24 protein-coding genes and 1 tRNA gene are annotated in these 25,888 nt (G+C 71.1%); 7 read left to right on the top strand and 18 right to left on the bottom strand.

All coding sequences use genetic code 11. The features are described from left to right. The 5 genes from M4J07_RS33375 to M4J07_RS33355 all read right to left on the bottom strand — a co-directional run. On the bottom strand, positions 1 to 1,520 hold a 1,520-nt coding region (locus M4J07_RS33375), incomplete at its 3' end, for an AMP-binding protein (protein ID WP_255978036.1). A 54-nt stretch (positions 1,521 to 1,574) separates the two neighbouring features. Beyond that, entirely contained in the window at positions 1,575 to 2,009 is a 435-nt protein-coding gene (locus tag M4J07_RS33370) for a DUF3592 domain-containing protein (protein WP_255978034.1), read from the bottom strand. Between the two features lie 119 nt (positions 2,010 to 2,128). After that, positions 2,129 to 2,725 carry a lytic polysaccharide monooxygenase auxiliary activity family 9 protein gene (locus M4J07_RS33365; RefSeq protein ID WP_255978032.1) on the bottom strand — a complete coding sequence of 199 codons (597 nt, stop codon included), beginning with the start codon at positions 2,723 to 2,725 and terminating at the stop codon, positions 2,129 to 2,131. 168 nt (positions 2,726 to 2,893) lie between these two features. After that, positions 2,894 to 4,003, bottom strand: coding sequence for an SPFH domain-containing protein (locus M4J07_RS33360; protein WP_255978030.1), 1,110 nt, complete (start codon positions 4,001 to 4,003; stop codon positions 2,894 to 2,896). A 47-nt stretch (positions 4,004 to 4,050) separates the two neighbouring features. Further along, positions 4,051 to 5,355 carry a peptidoglycan-binding protein gene (locus M4J07_RS33355; RefSeq protein WP_255978027.1) on the bottom strand — a complete coding sequence of 435 codons (1,305 nt, stop codon included), beginning with the start codon at positions 5,353 to 5,355 and terminating at the stop codon, positions 4,051 to 4,053. Between the two features lie 198 nt (positions 5,356 to 5,553). Here M4J07_RS33355 and M4J07_RS33350 point away from each other — a divergent pair. From M4J07_RS33350 to M4J07_RS33335, 4 genes are all read left to right on the top strand, one after another. Continuing rightward, positions 5,554 to 5,627 (top strand) — tRNA-Lys (locus tag M4J07_RS33350). 279 nt (positions 5,628 to 5,906) lie between these two features. Continuing rightward, positions 5,907 to 6,602 carry a FadR/GntR family transcriptional regulator gene (locus tag M4J07_RS33345; RefSeq protein WP_255978025.1) on the top strand — a complete coding sequence of 232 codons (696 nt, stop codon included), beginning with the start codon at positions 5,907 to 5,909 and terminating at the stop codon, positions 6,600 to 6,602. Between the two features lie 340 nt (positions 6,603 to 6,942). Beyond that, entirely contained in the window at positions 6,943 to 8,898 is a 1,956-nt protein-coding gene (locus M4J07_RS33340) for a glycosyltransferase family 2 protein (protein WP_255978023.1), read from the top strand. Then, complete coding sequence (locus tag M4J07_RS33335; RefSeq protein WP_255978021.1) at positions 8,895 to 10,832, top strand: galactose oxidase-like domain-containing protein; 1,938 nt, start codon at positions 8,895 to 8,897, stop codon at positions 10,830 to 10,832. Before M4J07_RS33340 ends, M4J07_RS33335 begins: the two co-directional genes overlap by 4 nt. A 79-nt stretch (positions 10,833 to 10,911) precedes the next feature. On the opposite strand, the gene M4J07_RS33330 is transcribed toward M4J07_RS33335, so the two are convergent. After that, positions 10,912 to 11,913 carry a glycoside hydrolase family 6 protein gene (locus M4J07_RS33330; RefSeq protein ID WP_255978019.1) on the bottom strand — a complete coding sequence of 334 codons (1,002 nt, stop codon included), beginning with the start codon at positions 11,911 to 11,913 and terminating at the stop codon, positions 10,912 to 10,914. A gap of 190 nt (positions 11,914 to 12,103) precedes the next feature. On the opposite strand from M4J07_RS33330, the gene M4J07_RS33325 reads away from it, so the two are divergent. Then, on the top strand, positions 12,104 to 12,829 hold the full coding sequence (locus tag M4J07_RS33325; protein ID WP_255978017.1) for a GAF and ANTAR domain-containing protein: 726 nt from the start codon (positions 12,104 to 12,106) through the stop codon (positions 12,827 to 12,829). 276 nt (positions 12,830 to 13,105) lie between these two features. On the opposite strand, the gene M4J07_RS33320 is transcribed toward M4J07_RS33325, so the two are convergent. The 11 genes from M4J07_RS33320 to M4J07_RS33270 all read right to left on the bottom strand — a co-directional run bounded on the left by M4J07_RS33320 (position 13,106) and on the right by M4J07_RS33270 (position 24,169). Then, complete coding sequence (locus tag M4J07_RS33320; protein ID WP_255978015.1) at positions 13,106 to 13,783, bottom strand: class F sortase; 678 nt, start codon at positions 13,781 to 13,783, stop codon at positions 13,106 to 13,108. A 6-nt stretch (positions 13,784 to 13,789) separates the two neighbouring features. After that, positions 13,790 to 14,356, bottom strand: a complete 567-nt coding sequence (locus M4J07_RS33315) for a hypothetical protein (RefSeq protein WP_255978013.1) — start codon at positions 14,354 to 14,356, stop codon at positions 13,790 to 13,792. A gap of 107 nt (positions 14,357 to 14,463) precedes the next feature. Beyond that, positions 14,464 to 15,243, bottom strand: a complete 780-nt coding sequence (locus M4J07_RS33310) for an HAD-IIA family hydrolase (RefSeq protein ID WP_255978011.1) — start codon at positions 15,241 to 15,243, stop codon at positions 14,464 to 14,466. A 177-nt stretch (positions 15,244 to 15,420) separates the two neighbouring features. After that, positions 15,421 to 16,920, bottom strand: coding sequence for an alkaline phosphatase family protein (locus M4J07_RS33305; protein ID WP_255978009.1), 1,500 nt, complete (start codon positions 16,918 to 16,920; stop codon positions 15,421 to 15,423). A gap of 141 nt (positions 16,921 to 17,061) precedes the next feature. Next, the gene (locus tag M4J07_RS33300; RefSeq protein WP_255978007.1) at positions 17,062 to 18,123 is read right to left on the bottom strand and encodes a 2-aminoethylphosphonate ABC transporter substrate-binding protein; all 1,062 of its coding nucleotides are present in this window, start codon (positions 18,121 to 18,123) and stop codon (positions 17,062 to 17,064) included. A gap of 71 nt (positions 18,124 to 18,194) precedes the next feature. Then, complete coding sequence (locus M4J07_RS33295) at positions 18,195 to 18,992, bottom strand: ABC transporter permease (protein WP_255978005.1); 798 nt, start codon at positions 18,990 to 18,992, stop codon at positions 18,195 to 18,197. Between the two features lie 92 nt (positions 18,993 to 19,084). Next, a complete protein-coding gene (locus M4J07_RS33290) occupies positions 19,085 to 19,957 on the bottom strand; it encodes a 2-aminoethylphosphonate ABC transporter permease subunit (RefSeq protein WP_255978003.1) in 873 nt (290 codons plus the stop codon). Further along, the gene (locus M4J07_RS33285; protein WP_255978001.1) at positions 19,950 to 21,035 is read right to left on the bottom strand and encodes an ABC transporter ATP-binding protein; all 1,086 of its coding nucleotides are present in this window, start codon (positions 21,033 to 21,035) and stop codon (positions 19,950 to 19,952) included. Before M4J07_RS33285 ends, M4J07_RS33290 begins: the two co-directional genes overlap by 8 nt. Positions 21,036 to 21,217: 182 nt before the next feature. Then, positions 21,218 to 21,985: a GntR family transcriptional regulator gene (locus M4J07_RS33280; protein ID WP_255977998.1), complete on the bottom strand. Its 768-nt coding sequence runs from the start codon at positions 21,983 to 21,985 to the stop codon at positions 21,218 to 21,220. A gap of 83 nt (positions 21,986 to 22,068) precedes the next feature. Next, positions 22,069 to 22,794, bottom strand: coding sequence for a hypothetical protein (locus M4J07_RS33275; protein WP_255977996.1), 726 nt, complete (start codon positions 22,792 to 22,794; stop codon positions 22,069 to 22,071). A 148-nt stretch (positions 22,795 to 22,942) separates the two neighbouring features. Continuing rightward, complete coding sequence (locus M4J07_RS33270) at positions 22,943 to 24,169, bottom strand: ROK family transcriptional regulator (RefSeq protein WP_305128503.1); 1,227 nt, start codon at positions 24,167 to 24,169, stop codon at positions 22,943 to 22,945. Between M4J07_RS33270 and M4J07_RS33265 the strand changes: the two genes are divergently transcribed. Together M4J07_RS33265 and M4J07_RS33260 are read left to right on the top strand one after the other, a co-directional pair. Next, entirely contained in the window at positions 24,168 to 25,250 is a 1,083-nt protein-coding gene (locus M4J07_RS33265; protein WP_255977992.1) for a Gfo/Idh/MocA family oxidoreductase, read from the top strand. The two genes, M4J07_RS33270 and M4J07_RS33265, sit on opposite strands and share 2 nt — an antisense overlap. After that, the gene (locus M4J07_RS33260) at positions 25,247 to 25,729 is read left to right on the top strand and encodes a heme-degrading domain-containing protein (RefSeq protein WP_255977990.1); all 483 of its coding nucleotides are present in this window, start codon (positions 25,247 to 25,249) and stop codon (positions 25,727 to 25,729) included. The genes M4J07_RS33265 and M4J07_RS33260 overlap by 4 nt, the downstream gene beginning before the upstream one ends. On the opposite strand, the gene M4J07_RS33255 is transcribed toward M4J07_RS33260, so the two are convergent. Beyond that, positions 25,713 to 25,886 carry an LPXTG cell wall anchor domain-containing protein gene (locus M4J07_RS33255; RefSeq protein WP_255978038.1) on the bottom strand — a complete coding sequence of 58 codons (174 nt, stop codon included), beginning with the start codon at positions 25,884 to 25,886 and terminating at the stop codon, positions 25,713 to 25,715. The two genes, M4J07_RS33260 and M4J07_RS33255, sit on opposite strands and share 17 nt — an antisense overlap. Positions 25,887 to 25,888 lie beyond the last annotated feature (2 nt).

Below are 25,888 nucleotides of genomic sequence, written 5' to 3'. Positions count from 1 at the left end.
AACTCCCCCCGCCGCACCTTGTTCGTCGCGGTCACCGGCATCCGCTCGACCACCCGCACGAACCGGGGCGCCATCTTCGTCCCCAGGTCCCCCTGCGCCAGCAGGAACTCGCCGAAGCCCAGCGGGTCGAACCCCACGCCGGGCCGCAGCGCCACGGTCGCCATCACCTGGTCCCCGGAGACCGGATCGGGCACCCCGTACACCGCGACGGCGGCCGCCTCCCGCCACCGGGCGAGGATGTTCTCGATCATCGCGGGGGCGAGGTTCTCGCTGTCGACCCGGATCTTGTCGTCACCGCGCCCGGCGAAGTAGAGGAAGCCGTCGGCGTCCCGGAAGAACAGGTCACCGGTCCAGTACCAGCCGTCCTCGCGCACCCTCTCCGCGTACGCCCCGTCATTGCGCCAGTACCCCTCGAACGGCGACCGCCCCCGGTTCACCAGCTCCCCGATCGCCGCCGCCCCGTTCAGCAGCCGCCCGCCCGCGTCGAACACGGCGGCGGGGCACTCGGCCCGCGTCACCGGGTCGAGCACCGCGAGGTCGTCCCCGGCCACCGCCCGCCCGATCGCGCCCGGCGGGGTGTCGGCCGTGCGCTGCACCGCGGCCCCGCCCTCCGACGAGCCGTACCCCTCCACGAGCCGCACCCCGAACCGCTCCTCGAACCGCGCGGCGTCGACCGCCCCCGCCTCGGTGCCGAACCCGACGCGCAGCGGATTGTCCCGGTCGTCGGCCCGCTCCTCCGTGGCCAGGAGGTACTGCACGGCGCGGCCCACGTACGTGAAGTAGGTCGCCCCGAACTTCCTTACGTCACCCAGGAACCGGGAGGCCGAGAAGCGCCGCCTGAGCGCCACGCCCGCGCCCGCCGCCATGGCCGGCGCCCAGTCGGCGATGACCGCGTTCCCGTGGAAGAGCGGCATGCAGATGTAGTGCACGTCGTCGGCCCGTACGCCGAAGTGGCCGACCAGCGACTGCCCGGCGGCGGCGAGGCGCCCCTGGGTGCAGATGGCGGCCTTGGGGGCGCCGGTCGAGCCGGAGGTGAAGTACAGCAGCATGTGCGCGCCGGGACCGGCCCGCCCATCGGCCTCCGGCTCGGCCCCCGCGTAGTCGGCGAGCAGCTCCGCGTACGCCCCGGTGTCCGTCACGAGCACCCGTACGCCCGGCAGCCGGAGCCCGTCGAGGAGCGGCAGATGGGCGCGCTCGGTGATCAGGACGCGGCATTCGGTGTGGGTGATGTCGCGGGCGAGCTCGGCGCCGCGCCGGGTCGGGTTGATCCCGGCGACGGCCGCCCCGGCGAGTGCGGCGGCCCCGAGCCACTGCGGGAACTCGGGGGTGTTGTCGAGCAGCACCCCGATGTGCGGGACGGCGCCGCGGGGCAGCAGCTCACCGAGCAGCGCGGCGCGGGCGGCCGCCCCCGCGGCGACCTGGTGATGGCTGAGAACCTGATCCTCGAACGCGAGTCCCGGCCGGTGGTCCTGCCACCGCGCCTGGACGAGTTCGGCGAAGGTGCGCGTCATGGATCCCATGGCGGCGCACGATAATTGACGTACCGTCAGAAGTGGAGAGGGCCGGTCGGCGGATCAGAAGCCGTCCGTGGGCAGATCGGCCACGAAGTACACGCAGAAGCCCACCACGAGGCCCAGGAACCCCAGCAGGAACACCGTTCCCGTCAGGTTCGCCACCGGTCGCGGCTCCCTGGCCGTGGCGTGCTCGGGGCGGTGGTCCGTGTAGTGCACGACCACGACGTCGCCGGCGACGGTCATGGCGGAGCCGCCCACCTCGTCGAAGCGGACGGTGCGGCCTCCGCGGGTGGTGAACTCGTAGACGTGGTGGTGCACCGTGCGCGGATGGTCGCCGCCGCGCGACTTCGTGTACGCGCGCAGACAGCGCGCCTCCGCCGTGAGCCCGCCGCGCCAGGCCGCACGCAGTTGCAGCGTGCGGCGCAGCGCCGCGTAGCCGATGGCCAGCGCGACGCAGGCGATGAACGCCGGCGCCGCGTAGAAGATGACGTCCATGGGACTCCCCCGTGCTCGAACCCTGCGCACCGCCCCGCGGTCGAAACGGGGTGGTGCGCAGGGAAGTTACCCGCGTTCGGGCCGGAAGAGCCTCAAGGCAACCTCAGAGACCCCGGACCTCAGAACGTGACGTCCGAGCAGGCGTAGAACGCGTTCGCGGTGTCCGCGATCGTCCACACCGCAAGGATCACGTGATGCCCCGACTTGCCGGACGGCAGCGCACCGGAGTGCGACAGGGTCGCCGGGGGCTGGCCGCTGAAGGGCACCGTGAGGAAGGGGGTGGTGTTCAGGGCCGACCGGGTCAGCGGCTTGCTGTCGTCCCAGCCGTCCTTGGTGACGTAGTAGCGGAAGTCCGTGGTGGAGTGCCGCGCGGTGAACTGCCAGCGGAACGTGTAGTTCTGACCGCCCGTCACCTTCGTGGTGGGCCAGGCGGTGCCGTTCGGCTGCTTGGCGGCGTTCAGCGCGCCGAACTCGCCGTGGCCCGCCGAGCAGATCTGCCCGTCGGCGGGACCCGCGGCCGGGAAGCCCTTGGGCCCCTCGACGCTCTGTGGCTCCCACTGGATGTTGCCGCAGCCACTGACCGTGCCGTTGGCACAGAGTTTCTGCCGGCTGATGGGCAGGTCGGTGTAGCCGTGGCCGCTGGCGCCACCGGCCGAGAGCGCGAAGGCCCCGGCGGTGGTCAGACCCAGCAGGCCCGCGTAGATCCTCTTTCGCATGCTGCCGCTCCTGGGGGTGTGGGGAGTTCCGGTAGCCGTGCGCACAGCGATAGTTCAGGTCTAGACCAACGCCCAATGTATTGCCGGAAGTTGAACATGTCCATACCAATAGCGGAGCCGCACCGCACGGCCCACCGAACCCACCGGCCCCACCCGTCCCGAGGAGCGTCACTCACCTCGCCCGGTGTAGAACGCCACCGTCAGATCCTTCACGAGCGCCTTGCGCTCATAGTCGTCCAGCTCGACCAGACCCCGCGTGGTCAGCCGGGTCACCGTGTCCTCCACCGAGTCCACGACCGACGTCAGGACCGAGTCCCGGTGCTGCGCGTCGAGCGCGGCGATCCGGCGGCGCTGCATCGCGGCGGCCACCTCGGGCGCGTACTCGATCCGGGTCGGCTGCGCCGAGAACACCTCGATGCCGACCGGCTCGGCGTCCGCCGCCAGCCGCCGGGTGAGCAGACCGCCGACGGCCTCGGCGTTGCGCAGCGTCGGCGCGTCCTCGTGGAAGGCGTCCGCGGGCAGCTGGGACAGCACCCGCGCCATGTCCGCCTCCACGCACGCGCGCAGGTACTCCTCGTGGTCCTCCACCCCGAGCGTCGCCTTCGCGGTGTCCTTGATCCGCCACACCACGAGAACGACGACGCGCAGCGCGACCCCGTTCGCGTCGACCGCGGGCATCGGCTCGCTGCGCCAGTGCCGCAGGCGTACGTCGACCCGGCGGCGCAGGAACAGCGGGTTCACCCACATCAGTCCGGCCCTGCGCACGCTCCCCCGGTACCGCCCGAAGAGCGTGAGCACCCAGGCCCGCCCGGTCCGCCCGCGTGCGAGCCCGCCGAAGCCGAAGAGCGCGAGCGCACCGGAACCCGCGACCGCCGCCCACTGCACGGGCCCGAGCCCCACCCCCTCGTACCCGGGCAGCCCGGCGATCTCCGTCATGATCCGCGGCAGCGCCCCGGCCCAGCCGAGCGACGCCGCGGCCCCGGCCGCGCCCACCGCCCCGCCGAACACCCCGACCGCGCCCGGCAGCACCCGCCCCGGCCGCTCGCCGATCTCCGGGTCGACGGAGGGCACCGGCCGGGCGGGCGCGCGCGGCGGCATCCGGCGTGCCGCGGGCCGGCCGGCGCCGGTGCTCCCGGTTCCGGTGCCGACGACCACGGGGCTCATCGGTACGGGGACCGGGTCCGGGTCGTCGCGGAACAGGAGGTGGACAGGGATCTCGGTGGTGGCCTCGTTGTGGATGAGCCGAGCGCCCCGCGCCCCACTCTCGGTTTCGGTCATCGAACCCTCCGCGTTGCGATCACTGCACTCGTGCGAGGAAGCCGTGCTCATGAGAAGAGCCGTCGCCAGGTCTCGGGTCCCGGATAGCCGTCGGCCGCGGCGCCCCGCCAGCCCTGCGCCCGCTGGAACGCCTCGACGGCCCGCCGGTCCGCCTCGCCCCAGCGCGGTCCCGGACCCTGGCTGTAGTACCTGCCAAAACCTTTCTTCACGAGCTGCTTGCCGAGCTGCGTGACGGCGGCGCTGTTCGCGCCGGGCCGGAACGAACCGGCACCCGGGAAGGCCGGGACCTTGGACCCGGTACTCCCGCCGCTCCCGGCACTCCCGCCCGGGATGTCCTTCCCCTTCCCGCTGACCAGGTACGACCAGGTCGTCGGGCCGGGAATGCCGTCCGCGTCCGCCCCGGTCCAGCCCTGCGCCCGCTGGAACGCCTGGGTCGCCCTGCGGTCGGCGTCGCCCCAGCGCGGCCCCGGCCCCTGCGAGTAGAACCGCTTCCCGCCCCGCTCCACGAGCAGCCGCCCGAGCTGGGTGACGTACGCGTTGTCGGCGCCGGGCCCGAAGGAGGCGGCTCCCGGGAACTTGGTGGTCGAGGCCCCCGACCCGGAGGTGCCGCCCGCCTTCACGCCCTTGTAGCGGTAGGCGAGGTAGCGGCTGGAGTTGCTCCAGTACGCGTAGGGCGTCGCCTGCTTCCGCGTACCGGGCCGGGTCTGCTCGTACGCGATGTAGTAGGTGCGCGTGTAGTCCGTCCACCCGCCGAAGATCGTGACGTGCGACCCCTTCTCCGGGTCGGCCGGGTTGTGGAAGAGCAGGATGTCGCCGGGCTGCAGCTGCGCCTTGGTGATCCGGGTGCCGTACGTGGCGAGCGAACCGGTCCACTCGTTGCCCGGCAGGTCCCACGCCATGGAGACGAAGCCCGAGCAGTCCTGCCGGTACCCGTCCTTCCAGTACTTGTCCATGTTGTACGGGACCTTCGCCTCGACCCAGGTCTTGGCGCGGTTGATGATCGCGGCCCGGGTCGTGGTGCGCAGCGCGCTCTGCTGCGCGAGGTCGACCGAGCCGGCGGCCTGGCCCGGCGCGCCGTGCAGCGGGCTGGTCCCGCCCTGCGGGGTCGTCGGTCCGCCGGCCGGGGGCGGGGTCGGGTCGCCGGGTCTGGCCTCGTGGTGTTCGGTCGCGGTGGCCGGGGCGGCGGTCTGCAGGCCGCCGATGACGGTGCCGGCCGCTGCCGCGATCACCAGGGCGTGCCGGGCGCCGGCCTTCGTCCGCACCGGATGCGGGACGGCTCTGCGCCACTGGACGCACCCCGCGCACCCGCAGTCGTCCGCCGGCTCGATCTCCTCGAATACCGGACTCTCCATGCGATTCCCCTCACACTCCCGTGCCGCCCACTGCTCTATTTCGCCTCGTGCTCGCACGCAGGAAGCGTCTCAACTGTCCGGACAAATCGCATGTTGACGGTCCGAATGATGGAAATCCCCACAATTCACCCCCTCCCCCGGCGCGTCGAGTGGTCAGGAGCACCCCCGGAGGTCGGGTAAAGTTATGCAGGTCAGCAGGCGCCGCTAGCTCAGTTGGTTAGAGCAGCTGACTCTTAATCAGCGGGTCCGGGGTTCGAGTCCCTGGCGGCGCACAGACAACGAAAGGCCTCCACTCCGGTGGGGGCCTTTCGCGTATCCCGACCGGCCCGCCCCGGCACCGGGAAACGGCTGGGGGTCCGGGGGTTACCCCCGGGAAGACACAGCATCAGCGGGTCCGGGGTTCGAGTCCCTGGCGGCGCACCGACAACGAAAGGCCTCCACTCCGGTGGGGGCCTTTCGCGTAGCGCCCTTCAGGGGCGCGGGGAACTGCGCGACCAGCCCCCACCGGCCGTCAGTCGAACAAACGGACCCCCGCCGGATACGGTGAGCGCATGGCGCAGCGGGACCTTCAGGAGTGGATCAAGAGGCTGATCGTGGAGCGGCGGCTACCGCCCGGCGCCTCCCTGCCCACCGAACCCGAGTTGATGGAGCTGCTGGGCGTCAGCCGCAACTCCGTACGGGAAGCGCTCAAGGCGCTGCAGGCGATGGGCATCGTCGAGATCCGGCACGGGTTCGGCACGTACGTGGGCCCGATGTCGATGGCCCCGATGGTCGAGGGCCTCGCCTTCCGCACGGTCGCCGCCCACTACCGCGGAGAGGACAGCCTCCGCCAGCTCCTCGAACTGCGCGAGGCCGTCGAGACCGGCCTCGTGGCCCGGCTCGCGGGCCGCGTGCCCGAGGAGGACCTGGCCGAACTCGACGCCCTCGTGGGGCGGATGGAGAAGGAGGCCGGCTCCCCCGACGGATCCGTCGCGGCGGCCACCGACCGGGCATTTCACGCCACGCTCTACCGGGGCCTGGGCAATCCCCTGCTCGGCGAGGTGCTGGAAGCGTTCTGGGAGGCGTTCCACCGGGTGCGCACGGACCTCGCGGACGTCCCGCAGGACCCACACGTGACATGCCGTCAGCACCGGGACATCCTCGACGCCGTACGATCCGGCGATGCGATCAGGGCAGAACAGGCCATAAGGGATCACTTCACCAACATTCGGCGCCGATTGACAGCAACCCCACAGCAAGACCGGTAAACACCGTGTTTCGCTGCGTATCGCCCTTGCGATCATGAGGCGGGGCGCAGCACCCTATCCTGGAGCCATTGGCTCCAATGAGGCTTACGGTGCAAGGTAGTTGGGGCCTGCACGTGGCGGGAACACGGCACGGTCCGGTTGCGCACGGCGCGGGGATGGGGGCCCCGTTCATGAAGCGATGTCGAGGGGGGCATCATGCAACCGGAAGGTTGTCGTTCCAGTCTTAGAGAGGGTGGGACGGTGGCCTGCCACTGATACGTCAGGGAAAGGTCGAGGGGGACCGGACCCTGACGAGGACCGACGACCACGCGGTGACTCGCGTGCGGGGGGATGACTCATCATGACGTCGACGCCGACGGGCGCCCGCGAGGGCTTCGACCCGTCCCAGACGACCCAGCTGCGGGTGCCACCGCACCGCACCGGCGGCTTCCGGCGGATCAAGAAGACGCTGCCGCGGTACGACTACGAGCACTACAGCCGACTCGCAGGACCCCTCACCCAGCCCGATCCGAACAAGCCGTACGAGGTGCAGTACCGCTCCCTGCTCTCCCAGGAGCCGCACCGGATACGGGCCGCGCTGATGCTGGGCGCCGCACCGCTGCTCTCGCTCGTCCTGCTGTTCTGGCTGCTCCAGCCCGAGCACTGGACCGAACGCGACTACGTGGAGTACGACTTCCTGCCCACGCTCGACATCGTGATGCTGGTGTCGATCGGTCTGATCGAGTTCTTCCGCTGCATGAACGTGCTGTCGAACGCGCACGCCACGCTGGTCGCCCGCGACCCGATCCCGGTGGTGCCCGAGACCGGCACGAGAGTCGCCTTCCTCACCTCGTTCGTGCCCGGCAAGGAGCCGATCGAGATGGTCACGAAGACCCTGGAGGCGGCGGTCAAGCTGCGCCACCGGGGGCTGCTGCACATCTGGCTCCTCGACGAGGGCGACGACCCCGAGGTCAAGGCGGTCTGCGAGCGGCTCGGCGTGCACCACTTCTCCCGCAAGGGCGTCGCGAAGTGGAACCAGCCGAAGGGCCCGCACCGCGCCAAGACCAAGCACGGCAACTACAACGCCTGGCTGGACGCGCACGGCGACGACTACGACTACTTCGCCTCGGTCGACACCGACCACGTGCCGCTGCCGAACTACCTGGAGCGGATGCTCGGCTTCTTCCGCGACCCGAACGTCGGCTTCGTGATCGGCCCGCAGGTCTACGGCAACTACGACAACTTCGTCACCAAGGCCGCCGAGTCGCAGCAGTTCCTCTTCCACGCGCTGATCCAGCGCGCGGGCAACCGCTACGGCGCGCCGATGTTCGTCGGCACGTCGAACGCCGTGCGCATCAAGGCCCTCAAGCAGATCGGCGGTCTGTACGACTCGATCACCGAGGACATGGCGACCGGCTTCGAGATCCACCGCCACAAGAACCCGGCCACGGGCAAGAAGTGGCGCTCCGTGTACACGCCGGACGTGCTGGCCGTCGGTGAGGGCCCGAGCGCCTGGACGGACTTCTTCACGCAGCAGATGCGCTGGTCCCGCGGCACGTACGAGACGATCCTCAAGCAGTACTGGAAGGGCTGGTTCTCGCTTCCGCCGAGCAAGCTCTTCAACTACACGATGATGATCATCTTTTACCCGATGTCGGCCCTCAACTGGATCCTGGCGGCGCTGAGTTGTGCCCTGTTCCTGGGTCTGGGCGCCTCGGGTGTGAACATCGACCCGACGATCTGGCTGATGCTGTACGGCAACGCGTCGGCGCTGCAGATCGGCCTCTACATCTGGAACCGCCGGCACAACGTCTCGCCGCACGAGCCCGAGGGCTCCGGCGGTGTGGCCGGCATGGTGATGTCCGCGCTGTCGGCGCCGCTGTACGCGAAGGCGCTCTTCGACGCCGCGCTGCGCCGCAAGAGCAAGTTCGTGGTGACCCCCAAGGGCGACTCGGCGAGCCCCGACCGCTGGTTCGGGACCTTCCGCTACCACTGGTACTTCATCCTCATCTTCGCCGGGTCGATCGGCGCCGGATTCGTCTACGGGCACTCGCACCCCGCGATGATCACCTGGGCCTGCTTCGCCCTGCTGATCACCGCGCTGCCGATGTTCGCCTGGCGCTACATGCTCCGGCAGGAGAAGAAGAAGCCCAAGCCGCCGGCCGCCGAGCCGGGTGAACCGTCGCAGCCCCAGCCGCCCCAGCAGGTGGCGCCGTCGCACAGCGTGCCGCAGCAGAAGCCCAGTTGGGCCGCGGGCCGCAGCGACGGGGGCAACGACCAGACCATGCAGATCTCCCTGGGGGGACGTAACAAGTGAAAGACGGTGCGAGCCGCCGCCGTGCCCGGCGCATAGCCATCGGCACGGTGGTGGTACTGGCGCTGGCCGGGATGAACGGACCCTGGCTGTATCGCTTCGGGTCGGCCAAGTACCACGAGTACAAGATCAACAGACCGGAGTACAAGGCCGACAACGGCAAGTGGGACGTCGTCGAGTTCCCCGAGGACATGCGCCTCAACACGATCCACGCGGCGCTGCTCCACACCGGCAAGATCCTGCTGGTGGCCGGTTCGGGCAACAACCAGAAGAACTTCGACGCGAAGAAGTTCGACACCCGGCTCTACGACCCGGTGAAGAAGACCATCAAGAAGATCCCGACGCCCAGTGACCTGTTCTGCACGGGCCACACGCAGCTGGCGAACGGGAACCTGCTGATCGCGGGCGGCACCAAGAAGTACGAGAAGCTCAAGGGCGACGTCACCAAGGCCGGCGGCCTGATGATCGTCCACAACGAGGACCCGGACGCGCCCAAGACGATCAAGGCCGGCACGAAGTTCACCGGCAAGGAGAACGGCAAGACGTTCGTCTCCGACATCAACATCACCGTCGACCGCGCGAAGAAGGTCTTCGACCCGAACACCGGCAAGTTCCTGCGCAACGAGCCGGGCATCGGCCGGGTCTACGTCGAGGCGCAGAAGTCCGGCGCGAAGTACGAGACGGGCACCCAGGACAACTACCGGGTGCAGGGCCTGACCGGCGCCGACGCGCGCAACGTGTACGGCATCGCGCAGAAGCTGGCGCTCGACAAGAAGGACTTTCAGGGGATCAAGGACTCCTACGAGTTCGACCCGGTCGCCGAGCGGTACATCAAGGTCGACCCGATGAACGAGGCGCGCTGGTACCCGACGCTGACCACGCTCTCGGACGGCAAGGTCCTCTCCGTCTCCGGCCTCGACGAGATCGGGCAGCTGGTACCCGGCAAGAACGAGGTGTACGACCCGAAGACGAAGAAGTGGACGTACCTGAAGGACATCCGCCAGTTCCCGACGTACCCGGCGCTGTTCCAGATGGCCAACGGCAAGATCTTCTACTCGGGCGCGAACGCGGGCTACGGGCCGGACAACGTCGGCCGCAAGCCCGGCATCTGGGACCTGACGACGAACAAGTTCCAGAAGATCCCGGGTCTTTCGGACGCGAACATGATGGAGACGGCCAACACGGTCGAGCTACCGCCCGCGCAGGACCAGAAGTACATGGTGATCGGCGGCGGCGGTGTCGGTGAGTCCAAGCTCTCCAGCAAGAAGACCCGGATCGTCGATCTGAAGGACGCGGCGCCGAAGTTCACGGACGGGCCGCAGCTGGAGAAGGGCACGCGCTACCCGCAGGCCTCGGTGCTGCCCGACGACTCGGTGCTGGTCTCGGGCGGTTCGGAGGACTACCGCGGGCGCGGCGACTCGAACATCCACCAGGCGCGGCTCTACGACACGAAGACGAACGCGTTCAAGCGGGTCGCCGACCCGCTGGTGGGCCGCAACTACCACTCGGGTTCGCTGCTGCTGCCCGACGGCCGGGTGCTGTTCTTCGGCTCCGACTCGCTCTACTCGGACAAGGCGAACACCAAGCCCGGCGAGTTCGAGCAGCGCATCGAGATCTACACGCCGCCGTACCTGTACCGGGACTCGCGCCCGACGCTGGACGGCGGCGAGCGGACGATCCGGCGGGGCGCGTCGGCGACGTACAAGACGGAGCACGCGTCGTCGATCAAGACGGCCCGGCTGATCAGGCCCAGCGCGTCCACGCACGTCACGGACGTCGACCAGACGTCCATCGCGCTCGACCTGAAGAAGTCGGACGACTCGGTCACGGTGACCGTCCCGAAGAACCGCTCGCTGGTCGAATCGGGCTGGTACATGCTGTTCGTGACGGACGATCAGGGCACGCCCAGCAAGGCGCAGTGGGTGCACGTGCCGTAGCCCACGCAGAACGCCGCAGAACGCCGGAGGGCGCGGGGAGTCGGATCGACTCCCCGCGCCCTCCGGCGTTCGGTCCGGGTCAGTTGCTGGCTTGCGCCAGCTTCAGCGCGTACTCGCCCCACCAGTCGCCGGCCTTGGGCCCGCCCTTGCAGGTCCCGTCCGACTCACCGGGCCGCTTGACCCACAGGTACGCCTTCACCAGCGGATCGCCCGTCTTGGTGGTGGGCGCCTCGCCGAGGGCCCGGCCGGGCGGGTTGCACCAGCGCTCGTCGGCCTTGCCGCCGGTGTACGGCCCGTTCCCGTTCCGGCTGGTGTCCACGACGAACGGCTTGTTGCCCACCTTCGCCGAGAGCTCCTTGCCGTACTTCACGGACTCCTCGGTGGAGTAGAAGTTCGACACGTTCACCGAGAAGCCGTCGGCCTGGTCGATGCCGGACCACTGGAGCGGCTGGAAGATCTGGTCGGGCTTGCCCCAGCCCGCGTTGCCCGCGTCCAGGTAGACCGTCGTGTTCTTCAGGGACTTGAACTTGGCGATGGCGCCCTTGAGCAGGTCGTAGCGCTCCTCGTGGAACTGCTCGGGCGTGCAGTTGTCCACCATGTGCTGCACCGCGTCCGGCTCCAGGATCACCGTGGCAGGGCGGTCCCCGATGCCCGCGGCGACCTGGTCGATGAACGCCCGGTACGCGTTGCCGTCGGCGGCGCCGCCCTGCGAGTAGTTGCCGCAGTCGCGGTGCGGGATGTTGTAGACGACGAGCAGGGCGTCGCGGTTCGCCTTCTTGGCGGCCTCCGTGTAGCCGCGGGCCTGGTCCTCCGCGTTCTCCGGGATGATCCACTCGCCGCTGGGCTGCTCGGCGATCTTGCGGACCGTCTTCGCGTCGTCGCCCTTGCCGTCCTGCTCCAGGTCCGCGACGGCCTTGGCCGCCTTGCTCTCGGGATTGACCCAGAACGGGTCGGTACTCCTGGGCTGCTGCTCGACGGGAGACGCCGAGGAGTTTTCCTTGCCGTCGCCTCCGGAGGAACACGCGGACACGAGCAGCGCCGCCCCCACGACGACCGCTCCAGTCCTCAGTTTCCGGTACATCCACTCCCCCTTGGGTGCACTGTCTGGTCCTCAATCGTGACATACGTCCCGGCCGGGTCACGAGGCCGGACGCCCCTTGTCAAAGAGCTGTTACAGGCTTCGGATGGAGGGTAGGCGCCGACCAGGAGAGCGCTGCCCAGTGGGACGGAAGGGGCCGTGGACGATGCCACACCACACCCATGAGTTGCGGTTGGCCACAGTCCTGGTCGAGTCCGCGGACACGCTCCTCGACGACTTCGATCCGGCGCGCTATCTGAGCCGGCTGGCCGACCACTGCGTGGAGTTCCTCGGCGCGCGGGGCGCCGGCGTGACGCTCCTCGAACCGGACGGCCGGCCGGTCCCCGCCGCGCACAGTTCGGAACGCCCGGAGCTCGTGCGGGAGTTGCTGGAGGCGGGCCGCAACTCCGGTCCGACGCACGACAGTCTGAAGACGGGGAAGCCGGTGCCGCCGGTCGACCTGGCCTCCGAGGCGGCGGCGATGCGCTGGCCGGTCTTCACCGCGGTCGCCCTCCGCCACGGCATCACCACCACCTACGCGGTCCCGTTGCGTCAGCGCGAGGTTCTGCTCGGAGCCATCAGTGTCTTCACACCTCAACCCCCTTCCTGCACAGGAGGATTGGCGATCGCACAGACCCTGGCCGACGCGGCGGCCGTGGGGCTGCTCAACCATCGCGCTTACGCCCAGTACAGGACGTTGGCGGGGCAGCTGCGAGCGGCACTTGCCAGCCGTGTGCGGATCGAACAGGCAAAGGGCATGCTCGCCGAGCGCTGGCGGGCCACACCGGACTCCGCGTTCACGACGTTGCGCCAGTACGCGCGCAGCAAACGACTCCCCCTCGACCAGGTCGCGCGCGCGGTGGTCCATCGCGTCCTGCCGGAGGGCGAGTTACCCCCGGGCAAGTCCGGACCTGCTTGAAAACAGGCTCCGACCTGCGAAGACCACGCTGTGCCACCATCCTCGTACTTGGCGTCAAACGCCCTCTAGGCTGCGGCGCCCATCCGTTCTAGAGTCTGTGTCAGGCCCAAGACCTCGGCCTTCTCGACCGGACGGACCCTTAGAACCTCCCGCGCCGGCGCCGGGTTACTCCCGCAGCCCGTTTGCGCCCGCGGTCGAGGACCAGCCCGGCCGGCGGCTCCGGGGGGAGCGGGCCGCCGGCCGGGCCAGGTGCCTTCCGGGACCGGGCAGCCCGGGTCAACTCGCCTTCTTCGGCGCCTCGTTGATACCCGACAGATAGGCCGAGACGACGACGTTCGCCGTGTAGGTCCTGGACGCCTTGTCGAAGGTGCCCCCGCAGGTGATCAGCCGGAGCTCGGCGCGGTCCGAGTGGTGCGGCCCGTACGCCTTGTGCGGGTCGAACGCCTCCCGCGAGAAGACCTGGACGTCGTCGACGGTGAACTCGGCGACCGATCCGTCGTCGCGCACCACCCGCACGCTGTCGCCCGGCTTGGCCTCGCTGAGGTGGTAGAAGACGGCGGGCCGGGTCTCGGTGTCCACGTGGCCGACGAACAGGGACGTGCCCTTCTCCCCCGGCTGTGTGCCCTGGCCGTACCAGCCGACGACGCCGGCCTGGTCGTAGGGCGGCGGGTCGATGGCGCCGCCGCCGTCCAGGCCGCGGGCGACGACGGGGGCCTGGATGCTGAGCGCGGAGACGTCGATGCGCTGGGGTTTCGCGGCCTTCACGGGCTTGTGGGCGGCGGGCAGCTCGACGCCGAGGGGGCGGCCGACGGCGGCCGCGTCCCCGGTCGTCGGCGAGGAGAGGTTCACATCGGTGACGCCGCGGCCCCACAGCCACAGGCCGAGCAGCAGCACCGCCCAGGCGACGCCGGTGATCAGTCGCCCGGCGCCGTGCGGTCGGTCGCCGTTCGCCATGTCGGCCTACTGGGGTGAGGACCGGCGGCGCCGGACGCTGCGGAAGGCGACGGCGACGGCGGCGATCGCGGCGAGGACCAGGCCGATGACGGCGTGCCGGGTGCCGGGGCCCTCGCTGGGCGCGGCGGCGGGGCGGGTGTGGGCGGCGGCCAGCTCGGCGGCGGCGCCGCCCCCTCCGGCGTGCACCGGTGCGGTCGGCGTCGGGGTGGGTGTCGCACGGTTGTCGAGGACCCGGACGGTGCCCTTGACCTTGCCGTCGATGCCGTCGCAGGTCACCTTGATCTCGTAGTTGCCCGGGGCGACGGACGACTTGACGCGGGCCTCCGCGAAGAGCGTGGGCTGGTCCGCGGAGGGCGCGAGCACGCCGGGCGAGACGAAGGCGTCGGAATAGGCCCGGCCGGTCGTGCCCTTGCAGCCGCTGACGCGCAGGTCGACCTCGGTGCCCGGTGGCACGGCGTACGGGGAGACGGTGACGGATCCGCCACTGTCGGCGGCCTGGGCCGCGGTGACCGGCAGGGTCATCAGGACGGCGGCCGCCCCTGCGGCACGGAGAGCAAGCGGACCAGCACGCATCGTGAACCTCCTAGTACTGGCAGGTTCACGCGCGCGGCGGCATTCCGCATCTTGAACGGCCCGGCCGCAGGTCAGCCGGGTGGGGGCGGATCAGTGCCGGACCGGTGTCAGACCAGATCGACGAGGTCGGCGATGGAGTCGACGACGTGCGAGGGCGTGAACGGGTACTTCTTGATGTCCGCGTCGCTGGTCAGCCCGGTGCGCACGAGGAACGTCTGCATGCCCGCCTCCAGGCCCGCCAGCACGTCGGTGTCCATCCGGTCGCCGATCATGGCGCTGGACTCGGAGTGCGCCCCGATGGCGTTCAGGCCGGTGCGCATCATCAGCGGGTTCGGCTTGCCCGCGAAGTACGGCTGCTTGCCGGTGGCCTTGGTGATCAGCGCGGCGACGGCGCCGGTGGCGGGCAGCGGGCCCTCGGTGGAGGGGCCGGTCTCGTCGGGGTTCGTGCAGATGAAGCGGGCGCCGCCGTTGATGAGCCGGACGGCCTTGGTCATCGCCTCGAAGGAGTAGGTGCGGGTCTCGCCGAGGACGACGTAGTCGGGGTCGTGGTCGGTGAGCACGTAGCCGATGTCGTGCAGGGCCGTGGTCAGTCCGGCCTCGCCGATGACGTAGGCGGTGCCGCCGGGGCGCTGGGCGTCCAGGAACTTGGCGGTGGCCAGGGCGGACGTCCAGATGTTGCCGACCGGCACCTCCAGGCCCATCCGGGTGAGGCGGGCCTGGAGGTCACGGGCGGTGTAGATCGAGTTGTTCGTCAGCACCAGGAACGGCTTGCCGGACTCGCGGAGCTTCTTGATGAAGGCGTCGGCGCCGGGGATCGGCACGCCTTCGTGGATGAGCACGCCGTCCATGTCGGTGAGCCACGAATCGATGGGCTTGCGCTCTGCCATGGGGTGCTCTCCTGCGGTCCGCGGTGTAACTACTGAGCTGTACGGGGCGCCGGGACAACGCTGTGCCGACGCCCCACAGCCTAGGGCCTGCCCGGCGGATCAGGTCGTGTCCGTCCGGCCGTCAGCATGCGGTGCCGGACCCCGCGCCCGCGACAGGATCCGCCGGGCAGGCCCTCGTCAGGACCGGCTGATCTTGACCCCGTCGATCGTCCAGAACCAGTTGTTGCCGCCGGTGTACCGGAACCGCACCTTCGCCCTGGTCACCCCGCTGGGCACGGACAGGGTCACGGTCTCGGTGCGGGAGGGCACGTCGGCCGTGTACGTCTTCACGGTGACCGGGGTGCCGCCGTCGTAGGAGACGAGGACCTCGCCCTTCTGCGGGGACTCCTGGCGGTAGAAGGTCGTGTACGTGAGGGTGGCCCGGCTGCCGCCGGTGACTGGGAAGTCGGGGCTGACGAGGGTCGAGTCGAAGGTCCCGGACACGGTCTTGTCGGACCATTCGTCGCCGTCGGCGACCGCGAACACGTTCCGGGCGCGGACGTTGGACTCGCGCTGCTGGTCGGGGGCCGCCCTGGTCCAGAACTCGTCGGTCGTGAACGACCAGCCGCGCCACTCGGTGACGCCGCCGGTGCCCATCGCCGTGTTGTCGACGGACCAGCCGCTGGGCGGGGTGTGGGTGAAGCCGATGACGCCCGCGCCGACGCCGGTCTCGTCGACCGGGCCGGTGAGCTCGGCGCGCAGGGTGTCGAAGTCGTCGGGCGTCGGCTGCTGGATCGGGCGGCCGTCAAGGCCCCACGCCGGGTCGATGGCGACGCCGAGGTGGGCGAGGGCGGAGGCGGCGACGTCCGGCATCCGCACGTCGTACCGGGTGGAGCCGGCCGCGGCGGTGCCGCCCACGGCGATCATGAACGTCTGGCGCTCGGGCCAGCTGGAGCCGCCGTGGCCGCCGGCGTCGGTGTGCCCGTGGTCGGCGGTGATCAGGATCAGCCAGTCCTCAGTGCCGTACGTGGCGCGGGACGTGAGGGCGTCGACCAGTTGCCCGACCTGGCCGTCGACGCCGTGGATGGCGTCCAGGTACTGCTGGCTGGCGGCGCCGTAGGAGTGCCCGGCGTGGTCGACGTTGTCGAGCTGGACGAAGACGGCGTCGGGATCGGCGCTCCTGAGCTGGGCGACGGCGCGGCTGGTGGTGCCCGTGTCGTACTCGGCGCTCGGGGTGGAGACGCGGGTGTCGACCTTCGAGGAGAAGACGGTGTCCGTGATGGGAGCCCAGGAGGAGACGGCGTACGTCGACAGGTTGGGCTTCGCGGTCTCGACGCGGGTGAGGAAGTCCGGGTACTGGGCGAACTTGTGGCCGGTGAAGTTGTTGTCCTTCACGTTGTGCTTGTCGGGCCACACGCCCGTGATCAGCGTCGACCAGCCGGGGCCCGACATGGTGGGCGCCATCGGGTCGGCGTAGATCGGGCTGGGCGCGGTGAGGCCGGCCGCCATCAGGGCCTTGAGGCGGGGCGCGTCGGCGTCCTTGATTCTGCTGAGGAGCGTGCCGTCGAGGCCGATGACCAGGACCTTGGCGGTCCTGGCGGCGGCGGACGCGGCGGTGGGGACGGCCAGGGCGAGTGCGGCGGTGGCGGAGCCTATGAGGAGCGAGCGGCGGGAGACGCCGGACGTGCTGCGCGACATGCGGTCCTCCGGAGGTGTGGGGGCACGGAACGGTCCAACACCCCGATTTCATCGGAGTGTTGGACCAGACCCGTTATCTTTTGGTGACGCGCCGACGAATGGCCATGGACATTCGTCACCGCCCGATGGACTCAGCTGCCGTCAGCTGCCGGTGGCCGACTTCCAGTCCTCCACGTACGTCTGGAGGTTCTTGTCGATGTCGTTCCAGTCCGGCTCGATGATCTCGACGCCGTCCATGATCTTGGCGAGCGAGATGGCGTTCGCGTCGGTGGCCTTGACGTCGCTGCGGGCCGCGAAGCCGCCGCCGATCGAGCTGACCTCCTGCTGCTGCTCGGTGGCGAGCATGAAGTCGAGGAGCTTCTTGCCGTTGGCGGTGTGCGGGGCGTTCCGCACGAGCCCGGCCGCGTACGGGAGGGCGAAGGAGGTGGGCTTGCCACCGGCCTTCTCCGGGAACCAGATGCCGAGGTTCGGCATGTCCTTGGACTGGGCGTAGTTCATCTGCACATCGCCGTTGGCGACGAGGAGTTCGCCCTTGTCGACCTTGGGGGCGAGCTTGCCGGTGGAGGCGGACGGGCCGACGTTGTTGGCCTGGAGCTTCTTCAGGTAGTCCATGGCGGGCTGCTTGCCGCCGAAGTCGTGCATGGCCTTGACGACCACGGCCGTGCCGTCGCCGGCCACGCCCGGGGTGGAGTACTGGAGCTTGTTCTTGTACGTCCCGTCGAGCAGCTCTTCCCAGGTCCGGGGAGCCGTCTTCAGTTCCTTCTTGTTGTAGATGAAGCCGAAGTAGTTGTTCACGACGGAGGTCCAGGTGCCGTCGGCCGCCTTGTCGGCGCCGTCGACCTGGTCGGCGCCCTCGGGCGCGTACTTCGCCAGCAGGCCCTTGCCGTCGGCCTGCTGGATGAACGGGGGCAGGGTGACGATGACGTCGGCCTGCGTGTTGGACTTCTCACGGACGGCGCGCTGCACCATCTCGCCGGAGCCGCCCTCCACGTACTTGACCTTGATGCCGGTCTTCGCGGTGAAGTCCTTGAAGACCTTGTCGTACCAGCCGTCGCCGTTCTCGCCCTTGAGGCCGTCGGCGCTGTAGACGGTGACGACCTTCTCGTCGGAGGCGGCGGAACTGCCGCCGCAGGCGGTCAGGGACGCGGCGAGGGCGAGGCTGCCGACGGTGGCGGCGACCGGAGTGAGCGTGCTTCTGCGCATGGCGAGGTGAACTCCTAGCGGGATCAGGGCCGTTGAGGGAGAGATGCGGAGGGGCGAGGCAGCGAGGAGGCTTATCGGTACGAGGCCTTGGTGCGGACCCGCGACACGGCGAGCAGCACCAGCAGCGTGGCGGCCATCAGGACCACGGCGATCGCGGATCCGGTGAACAGCGAACCGCGGTCGGTGATCGCGTAGATCTGCACCGGCAGCGGCATCCAGTCCGGCGGGTAGAGCATCATCGTGGCGCTCAACTCGCCCATGGAGAGCGCGAAGCAGAGCCCGGCGGCCGCGTTCAGCGACGGCAGCAGCAGCGGCAGCTTCACCATCCACAGGACGTACGAGGGCCGGGCGCCGAGTGACGCCGCGGCCTGTTCGTACGCCGGGTCGAGACGCACGATGGCGGCCGAAACCGACTGGTAGGCGAACGCGGTGACAAGAATCGTGTGCGCGATGATGACGATCCAGCGGGTGCCGTTGAGCAGCATCGGCGGCTTGCTGAACGCGACGAGCACGGCGAGCCCGACGACCACGGACGGCACGGCGACCGGCAGGACGAACAGCGCGTCCATCAGGCGCCGCCCGGTCTTCTTCAGGGACGCGGCCGCCAGCGCGGCCCAGCCACCCACGACCAGGGCGAGCGCGCTCGCGGTGACGGCCGTGACGAGGCTGGTGGTGAGGGCGGAGAGCGAGTCGCCGCTGGTGGCCGCGGTGTAGTGGGCCCCGGTGAACCCGGAGGGCAGGGCGCCGGACCAGTTCGTGGTGAACGACGCGGCGAGGATGACGAGGAGGGGCAGGGCGAACAGGGGCAGGAAGAGGACGAAGAAGACGCCCCAGGTGGCCCACCTGCCCGTCTTGCTATGCACCAGCACGAGGATTCGCCTCCCGGTGGGACGACGCGCCGCTCAGGGGCGCGGAGCTGTTTCGGTCAGCGGCTGCGCCGCGGGGCGCACCCGGTGTCGGTTCAGGCGCCCACACGGCGGCTCACCACCCGGTACAGCCCGTAGAGCCCCACGGAGATCGCCACGTTGACCACGGCGACGACGCACGCGCCGGGGTAGTCCGACTCCAGGATCGCCTTGCCGTACACGAGCATCGGCAGCGTCGTGACGCCCTTGGCCCCGGTGAAGAGCACGATCCCGAACTCGTTGAGGCACATGACGAGGACCAGCGAACCGCCGGCGGCCAGCGCGGGCAGCGCCTCGGGCAGGATCACCTGCCGCACGATCCGCGCGGGCCGCGCCCCCAGCGACGAGGCGACCTCCAGCTGGGCCGTGTCCACCTGCGAGAACGCGGCGAGCAGCGGCCGCATCACGAACGGCGTGAAGTACGTGATCTCGGCGAGGAGCACGCCCCAGGGCGTGGCGAGGAACTGGAAGGGCCCGCTCGCCGCGCCGGTGACGTCCGTCCACAGCCCGTTGGCCATGCCGACCTGCCCGTAGACGAACAGCAGCGCCAGCGTGATGAGGAACGACGGGAAGGACAGGAACACGTCGATGAACTTGGCGACGGCCTTCCCGCCGGGGAACGGCACGAACGCGATGACCAGCGCGAGCACGAACCCGAGGACGAGGCAGCCGGCCGTCGAGCCGACCGCGAGCCACACCGTCGTGCCGAGCGCCTCCCGGAACGCGGACGAGGCGAACACGTCGGCGTACGGCTGGAGCGAGGTGCCGCCGGTGTCGGGGCGCAGCGACTGCTCGACGACGAGGTAGAGGGGGTAGAGGAAGACCACCGCGAGGGCGGCGACGGGCGGCAGCGACCACACCCAACTCGGCGTCTTCGTACGGGTCTTCGCGGTCGTCTCGACCGGTGCGGTCAGCGTGGTGCTAGCCATCCTCGGCCACCCCCGCGGCGAGCAGCACCGCGTCCTCCGGCGCGAAGTGCACGGTCACCCGCTCCCCCAGGGCGGGCGGCTCGCGCAGTTCGCGGAGGTCGGCCTTGACCCGGTGCCCGTCCACGTCGACGAACAGGCGGTGGGTCGAGCCGCGCCACTGGACCTCGGCGACCTCGCCGGTGAGGGAGTTGGGCCCGTCGCCGAGCCCGACCAGGTGCGGGCGGACGCACAGCGTGGCGGTGGCCCCGGCCGCGACGTCCTGGGTGGGCACCTTCAGCTCGGCCTGCCCGAAGGAGACCGTGCCCTTCTCGCCCGAACCCACCGTCACCGGAAGGAGGTTGGCGTTGCCGACGAACGACGCGGTGAACTCGGTGCGCGGCCTGCGGTACAGGTCCTGCGGCGTGCCGACGTCCTGGAGCCGGGCCCGGTCCATGACGGTGATCCGGTCGGCCAGGGTCAGCGCCTCGACCTGGTCGTGGGTGACGTAGAGGATGGAGACGTCGGGCAACTCGCGGTGCAGGCGCGCCAGTTCGGCGAGCATGCCGGAGCGGAGCTGCGCGTCGAGCGCGGACAGCGGCTCGTCGAGGAGGAGCACGCCCGGCCGGATGGCGAGGGCGCGGGCGATCGCGACGCGCTGCTGCTGGCCGCCGGAGAGCTCGCGCGGGTAGCGCTTGGCGTAGGCGGCCATGCCGGTCAGTTCGAGGGCCTCGGCGACCCGGCCGGGTATCTCGCCCTTGGGGACCTTCTGGGCCTTCATCCCGAAGGCGACGTTGTCCTCGACCCGCATGTGCGGGAAGAGCGCGTACTGCTGCACGACCATGCCGATGCCGCGCTTGTGCGGCGGCAGGTCGGTGACGTCGCGCTCACCGATGAGGACGCGCCCGGACGTGGGCCGGACGAATCCGGCGACCGCGCGCAGTGCGGTGGTCTTGCCGGATCCGGACGGGCCGAGGAGGGCCATCACCTCTCCCGGCTCGACGGTCAGGTCGAGGGAGTCGAGTGCCACGGTGCGGGCGCCTCCCCCGCCGTACGCGACGGACACCCGGTCGAACCGGATGCCGCTGCTCCGTTCCGCCATCAGCCCTCAACTCCCCTGCGTTCCGTTTCTCTCACGGCGACCACGCTCCTCGGGACGGGTGTCCCGTACCGGTCCGGACGGCAACGGGACGGTGAACGCGCACCCAAGGTTGGCCTAGACCCGTTACGCTTCCGTTATCGATGGATGTCGGTCGTGGTCAACCGGCAGGCAGGGACGCCCGGTTAATGCCCGTCGCCACCCAAACGTGTGGTGAACGAGAACCGGTCCCCCCGGTAAAGCGTCCGCACCCGCTCGGTCGGCCGGCCCGCCGTGTCGTACGAGACGCGGTGGATCAGCAGCATCGGCAGGGCGGGCGGGGTGCCGATGAGCAGCGCCTCGCGCGGCGTCGCGAGCACGGTCTCGATGCGCTCGTCGGCCGAGCCGAAGTCGATCCCGAGGCGTTCGTGGACGTACGAGTAGAAGGACGAGTCCGGGTCGAAGTCGACGTCGAGGCGCGGCATCCGCTCGACCGCGACGTAGGTGGACTCCAGGCCGACCCGCTCGTCGTCGGCGAGCAGCACGCGCTCCATGTGCCAGACGGGCTCGCCACGCTCCAGGCCGATCTCGGCGGCGAGCGCGGGCGGGCACGGGAAGCGGTCGAGGCCGATCAGGTTACGGCCGGGCCTGCGGCCCTGGCGGCGCACGCCCTCGGTGTACGAGGCGAGGGACAGCGGCTGCTCCAGCTTGGGGCCCGCGGCGACGGTGCCCCGGCCCTGCCGCTTCAGCCGCCCTTCGAGGAGCAGCTCGCGCAGCGCCTGGCGGACGGTCTCCCGTGACACCGCGTACCGCACGGCGAGGTCGCGCTCGGTCGGCAGCGTCTCGCCCTCCGCCAACTCGCCGATGAGAGAACCGAGTTGGGCCTTCACCGCGTAGTACTTCGGGATGCGGCCGTGCTCGGGGATGCCGTCGCGCACGGGGGCGCCGGGTGCCTGGTCGTTCGGGTAGTCCACGCAGGGATGGTCGCAGACGTCGGTGAACAGGCCCTTCCCGTCCCCTTCCCGGAGTCCGGGGCAGGGCGGCGCGGCGCCCGGCCTCAGCGCCTCCCGGGGCGAATCCTCCGGGAGCCCGCCACGAGGGCCGCACCGCAGAGGAGGAGGCCGCAGGCGGCGGCGCCCAGGCCGCGCAGGGCGTCGGGGCCCGTCTTCGCGAGCTCGTCCCGCAGGCCCGGGACCGTACCGTCGCCGTCGCCGGTCTCGTCCTCGCTGCCCGCGATGTCGAACGGGTAGTCGTTGGACTCCCCCACCCAGTCGCCGTCGTCGGCCCTGCGCTGCACGACGGCGGCGGTCGCGACGACGTGGCCGGGGCGGGCGGCCGAGGTGAACGCGAGCCGCGCCTTGACGGTGAGCGTCTGGCCGGGACCGGCCGAGAAGCCGCGGAAGCCGTCGTCGAAGACGCCCACGTTCTCGTCCTGGTCGGTCCGCTCGAAGGGCACGGGGCGCCAGCGCGTGCCGTCGAAGAACTCCAGCCGGATCTGCGCGGGCCGCAGCGTCCGCCGCCGGTCGACGAGGACGACCACCGGGTGGATGTCGCCGCAGGTCTCGTCGGTCGTGTTGGTCAGCTCCAGCGACCAGTTCTGGTGGCCGCCGCCCGCCCGGTACGCGTCCCGGCCCGGGTGGATCCGGGCGCCGATCGGGAAGTCGGCGCTGCCCGGGGCGACTTGGCAGGCGGACGCGCGGTGCGCCGCGGGGACGGGGACCGCGCCGGCGAGGGTGACGGCGGTCGCGGTGATGCCGAGGGCGAGCGTTCGGCGCAGTCGCATGAAGGGCCCTTGCTGGTCGCGGAGTCGGCCGACGACCACGGTCCCGCGGGCGTCGGCGGTGGTGGCCGAGGAATCTGCCACCCGCCCGCGGCCCGACCGGCACGCCACGCCCCTCGTACGGCCCGATGGCCGCGGAAAAAACGCTCAATCAGATAACTTTCGCCCCGTTCCGGTTGGCGGGCAGGGCGGCGTCCCCGCGCCCGAACAGCGGCGCCAGGATCAGCTGCGCGGCCCCTTCGACGACGAGCGTGGCGCCGCCCGGCGCGGCCCGCACCGGTATCGCCCGGCCGCCTCCGCCGCGCATCGCCCGCGCGTCGAGCACCCGGCCCACCCCGCGCACGAACCGCTCCTCGGCGGCGGACACGGTACGGCCGCCGAGCAGTACGGCGTCGATGTCGAGCAGCCCCACCAGGTTCCCCGCGCCCTCGCCGAGCACGCGTGCCGCCTCGTCGGTCCCGCGCTCGGTGCCGACGGCGACCGCGGCGAGGCAGAGCGCCTCGATGCAGCCGCGGTTGCCGCAGTCGCAGGCGGGGCCGTCCAGTTGGATGACCTGGTGACCGAACTCGCCCGCACCGGTGCGCGCCCCGCGGTACAGGGCGCCGCCCAGGACGAGTCCGGCGCCGAGCCCGGTGCCCAGGTGGAGGTAGGCGAAGGAGCGCTCGCCGTCGCCCGCGGCGCCGTCGAGGGCGAGTCCGAGGGCCGCCGCGTTCGTGTCCTTGTCGACGACGACCGGCAGGCCGAGCCGCTCGGCGAGGGCGTCGCGCAGCGGGAAGCCGTCCCACTGCGGGAAGCCGGTGACCCGGTGCAGGACTCCGTCGGCGTGGTCGAGCGGCCCCGGCACGGCGACGCCGGCGCCGAGCACGGAAGCGCCGCCCTCGCCGTCGCCGAGCAGCGCGTCGACCTCGCGGGCGGCGGCCGCGAGCACGGTGTCGGCGCCCGCGCCCAGGTCGAGCGGGGCGCGCCGGGACGCGACGACGGCGCCGGTCAGATCGGTCAGCACGGTGCGCAGCTCGTCCCGGTCCAGGTGCAGGCCGACCGCGTGCCCGGCCCCGGCGACCAGGCGCAGGACGGTGCGCGGCTTGCCACCGGTGGAGGCCCGGCGGCCCGCCTCGACGACGAGCCCGTCGCCCCGCAGCCGGCCGGTGATCTTGCTGACGGCCTGCGGAGTCAGCCCCGTGCGCTCGGCGAGCTCCAGGCGGCTGATCCCGGCCTCGCCCGCGGTGCGCAGCAGGTCGAGCACGAGCGCGGCATTGTGTCCGCGCAGGGCGGAGAGGTTGAAGCCCGCAGTGGTTCTGGCGGGCGGGACGTGGCTGTTCACCGGCCCATTGTCCCTCCCGCTTGCACTTTGGCAACACCGTTGCTTAAGTGGAGTCATGACTGGTACGAGTGCTCCCCTCCGTGTGGGCCTGGTCGGCTACGGCCTGGCAGGCTCCGTCTTCCACGCCCCGCTGATCGCCGCGACCGAGGGCCTGGCCCTGGACACGGTGGTCACCTCGAACCCGGAGCGGCAGGCCCAGGCGCGCGCCGAGCACGGCGACGCCCTGCGCTTCGCCGCGTCGCCCGACGAGCTCTGGCAGCGGGCGGACGAGCTCGACCTGATCGTCATCGCGTCGCCGAACAAGACGCACGTGCCGATCGCCACGGCGGCCCTCAAGGCCGGTCTGCCGGTGGTCGTCGACAAGCCGGTGGCGGGCACGGCGGCCGAGGCCCGGGATCTCGCGGCCCTCGCCGACGAGCGCGGCCTGCTGCTGTCGGTCTTCCAGAACCGCCGCTGGGACAACGACTTCCTGACCCTCCAGAAGCTCCTGGCCGACGGCGAGCTGGGCGACGTGTGGCGCTTTGAATCGCGCTTCGAGCGGTGGCGTCCGCAGCCCAAGGGCGGCTGGCGCGAGTCCGGGAACCCGGAGGAGATCGGCGGTCTCCTCTACGACCTCGGCAGCCACGTCGTCGACCAGGCCCTGGTCCTGTTCGGCCCCGCCGCCGCCGTGTACGCCGAGTCGGACGTGCGCCGCCCGGGCGCCGGGGCCGACGACGACACGTTCATCGCGATCACCCACGCGAACGGGGTCCGCTCGCACCTGTACGTCTCCGCGACCACGGCCCAGCTCGGCCCGCGCTTCCGCGTCCTCGGCTCGCAGGCGGGCTACGTCAAGTACGGCCTCGACCCGCAGGAGGCGGCGCTGCGCGACGGCAAGCGCCCGGCCGCGGGTGAGCCGTGGGGCGTGGAGGGCGAGTCGATGTGGGGCCGCGTCGGCTCCGGCGAGTCCCCGCTGACCGGCGGCGGCCGCCCGCTCGCGACGGTCGACGGCGACTACCCCGCGTACTACGCGGCCGTGGCCGCCGCCCTGCGCGACGGCGCCCCGAACCCGGTGCCGGCCACCCAGGCCGCCGCCGCGCTCGACGTCCTGGAGGCGGCCCGCCGCTCGGCCCGCGACGGTGTGACGGTGACGCTGTGAGCACGGAGCCGAAGGCCGCCCCCGACATCCCCACCCTCCAGGAGCAGGAACGCCGCCTGACCCTGGCCGCCTTCACGCACGACGACGCCTGGCGCCTCGGCACGCTCCTGGTCGAGCTGTCCCGCGAGCGGCAGGCGCCGGTCGCCATCGACATCACGCGCGGCGGCCAGCAGCTGTTCCACGCGGCGCTGCCCGGGTCGACCCCGGACAACGACGCGTGGATCGCCCGCAAGCGCCGCGTGGTGGAGCGCTACCACGCCTCCTCGTACCTGGTCGGCAGCCGTTTCCGCGCCAAGGGCACGACGTTCGAGGACTCCTCGCGCCTCGACCCGGACGTGTACGCGGCCCACGGCGGCGCCTTCCCGATCACCGTGCGCGGTGCCGGGGTCGTCGGCGTCGTGGTGGTCTCCGGGCTGCCGCAGATCGAGGACCACGCGCTGGTCGTGGAGGCGCTGGAGCGCTTCATCGGCGAGGGCTGAAGCCCCGCTGCCTGCGCACCGCGAGGACGGTCGCCGCGCCCGCGGCGACCGTGACCGCGGCGATCCCGCCGAGCACCGCGGCTCCCTCGGAGGAGCCACCGGTCTCGGCGAGTTCACCGCCGCCGCCCGTGCCACCGCCCGAATCCCCGCCGCTCACTC

Source organism: Streptomyces longispororuber, from assembly GCF_024448165.1.
Classification (GTDB): domain Bacteria; phylum Actinomycetota; class Actinomycetes; order Streptomycetales; family Streptomycetaceae; genus Streptomyces; species Streptomyces longispororuber_A.
This window is presented reverse-complemented; position numbering and strand designations above follow the sequence as displayed.

Coding starts and splice junctions, on each gene's coding strand:
- M4J07_RS33370 (WP_255978034.1), bottom strand. CDS start 2,009: ATGGACGTCATCTTCTACGCGGCGCCGGCGTTCATCGCCTGCGTCGCG.
- M4J07_RS33365 (WP_255978032.1), bottom strand. CDS start 2,725: ATGCGAAAGAGGATCTACGCGGGCCTGCTGGGTCTGACCACCGCCGGG.
- M4J07_RS33360 (WP_255978030.1), bottom strand. CDS start 4,003: ATGACCGAAACCGAGAGTGGGGCGCGGGGCGCTCGGCTCATCCACAAC.
- M4J07_RS33355 (WP_255978027.1), bottom strand. CDS start 5,355: ATGGAGAGTCCGGTATTCGAGGAGATCGAGCCGGCGGACGACTGCGGG.
- M4J07_RS33345 (WP_255978025.1), top strand. CDS start 5,907: ATGGCGCAGCGGGACCTTCAGGAGTGGATCAAGAGGCTGATCGTGGAG.
- M4J07_RS33340 (WP_255978023.1), top strand. CDS start 6,943: ATGACGTCGACGCCGACGGGCGCCCGCGAGGGCTTCGACCCGTCCCAG.
- M4J07_RS33330 (WP_255978019.1), bottom strand. CDS start 11,913: ATGTACCGGAAACTGAGGACTGGAGCGGTCGTCGTGGGGGCGGCGCTG.
- M4J07_RS33320 (WP_255978015.1), bottom strand. CDS start 13,783: ATGGCGAACGGCGACCGACCGCACGGCGCCGGGCGACTGATCACCGGC.
- M4J07_RS33315 (WP_255978013.1), bottom strand. CDS start 14,356: ATGCGTGCTGGTCCGCTTGCTCTCCGTGCCGCAGGGGCGGCCGCCGTC.
- M4J07_RS33310 (WP_255978011.1), bottom strand. CDS start 15,243: ATGGCAGAGCGCAAGCCCATCGATTCGTGGCTCACCGACATGGACGGC.
- M4J07_RS33305 (WP_255978009.1), bottom strand. CDS start 16,920: ATGTCGCGCAGCACGTCCGGCGTCTCCCGCCGCTCGCTCCTCATAGGC.
- M4J07_RS33300 (WP_255978007.1), bottom strand. CDS start 18,123: ATGCGCAGAAGCACGCTCACTCCGGTCGCCGCCACCGTCGGCAGCCTC.
- M4J07_RS33290 (WP_255978003.1), bottom strand. CDS start 19,957: ATGGCTAGCACCACGCTGACCGCACCGGTCGAGACGACCGCGAAGACC.
- M4J07_RS33285 (WP_255978001.1), bottom strand. CDS start 21,035: ATGGCGGAACGGAGCAGCGGCATCCGGTTCGACCGGGTGTCCGTCGCG.
- M4J07_RS33275 (WP_255977996.1), bottom strand. CDS start 22,794: ATGCGACTGCGCCGAACGCTCGCCCTCGGCATCACCGCGACCGCCGTC.
- M4J07_RS33265 (WP_255977992.1), top strand. CDS start 24,168: ATGACTGGTACGAGTGCTCCCCTCCGTGTGGGCCTGGTCGGCTACGGC.
- M4J07_RS33270 (WP_305128503.1), bottom strand. CDS start 24,169: ATGACTCCACTTAAGCAACGGTGTTGCCAAAGTGCAAGCGGGAGGGAC.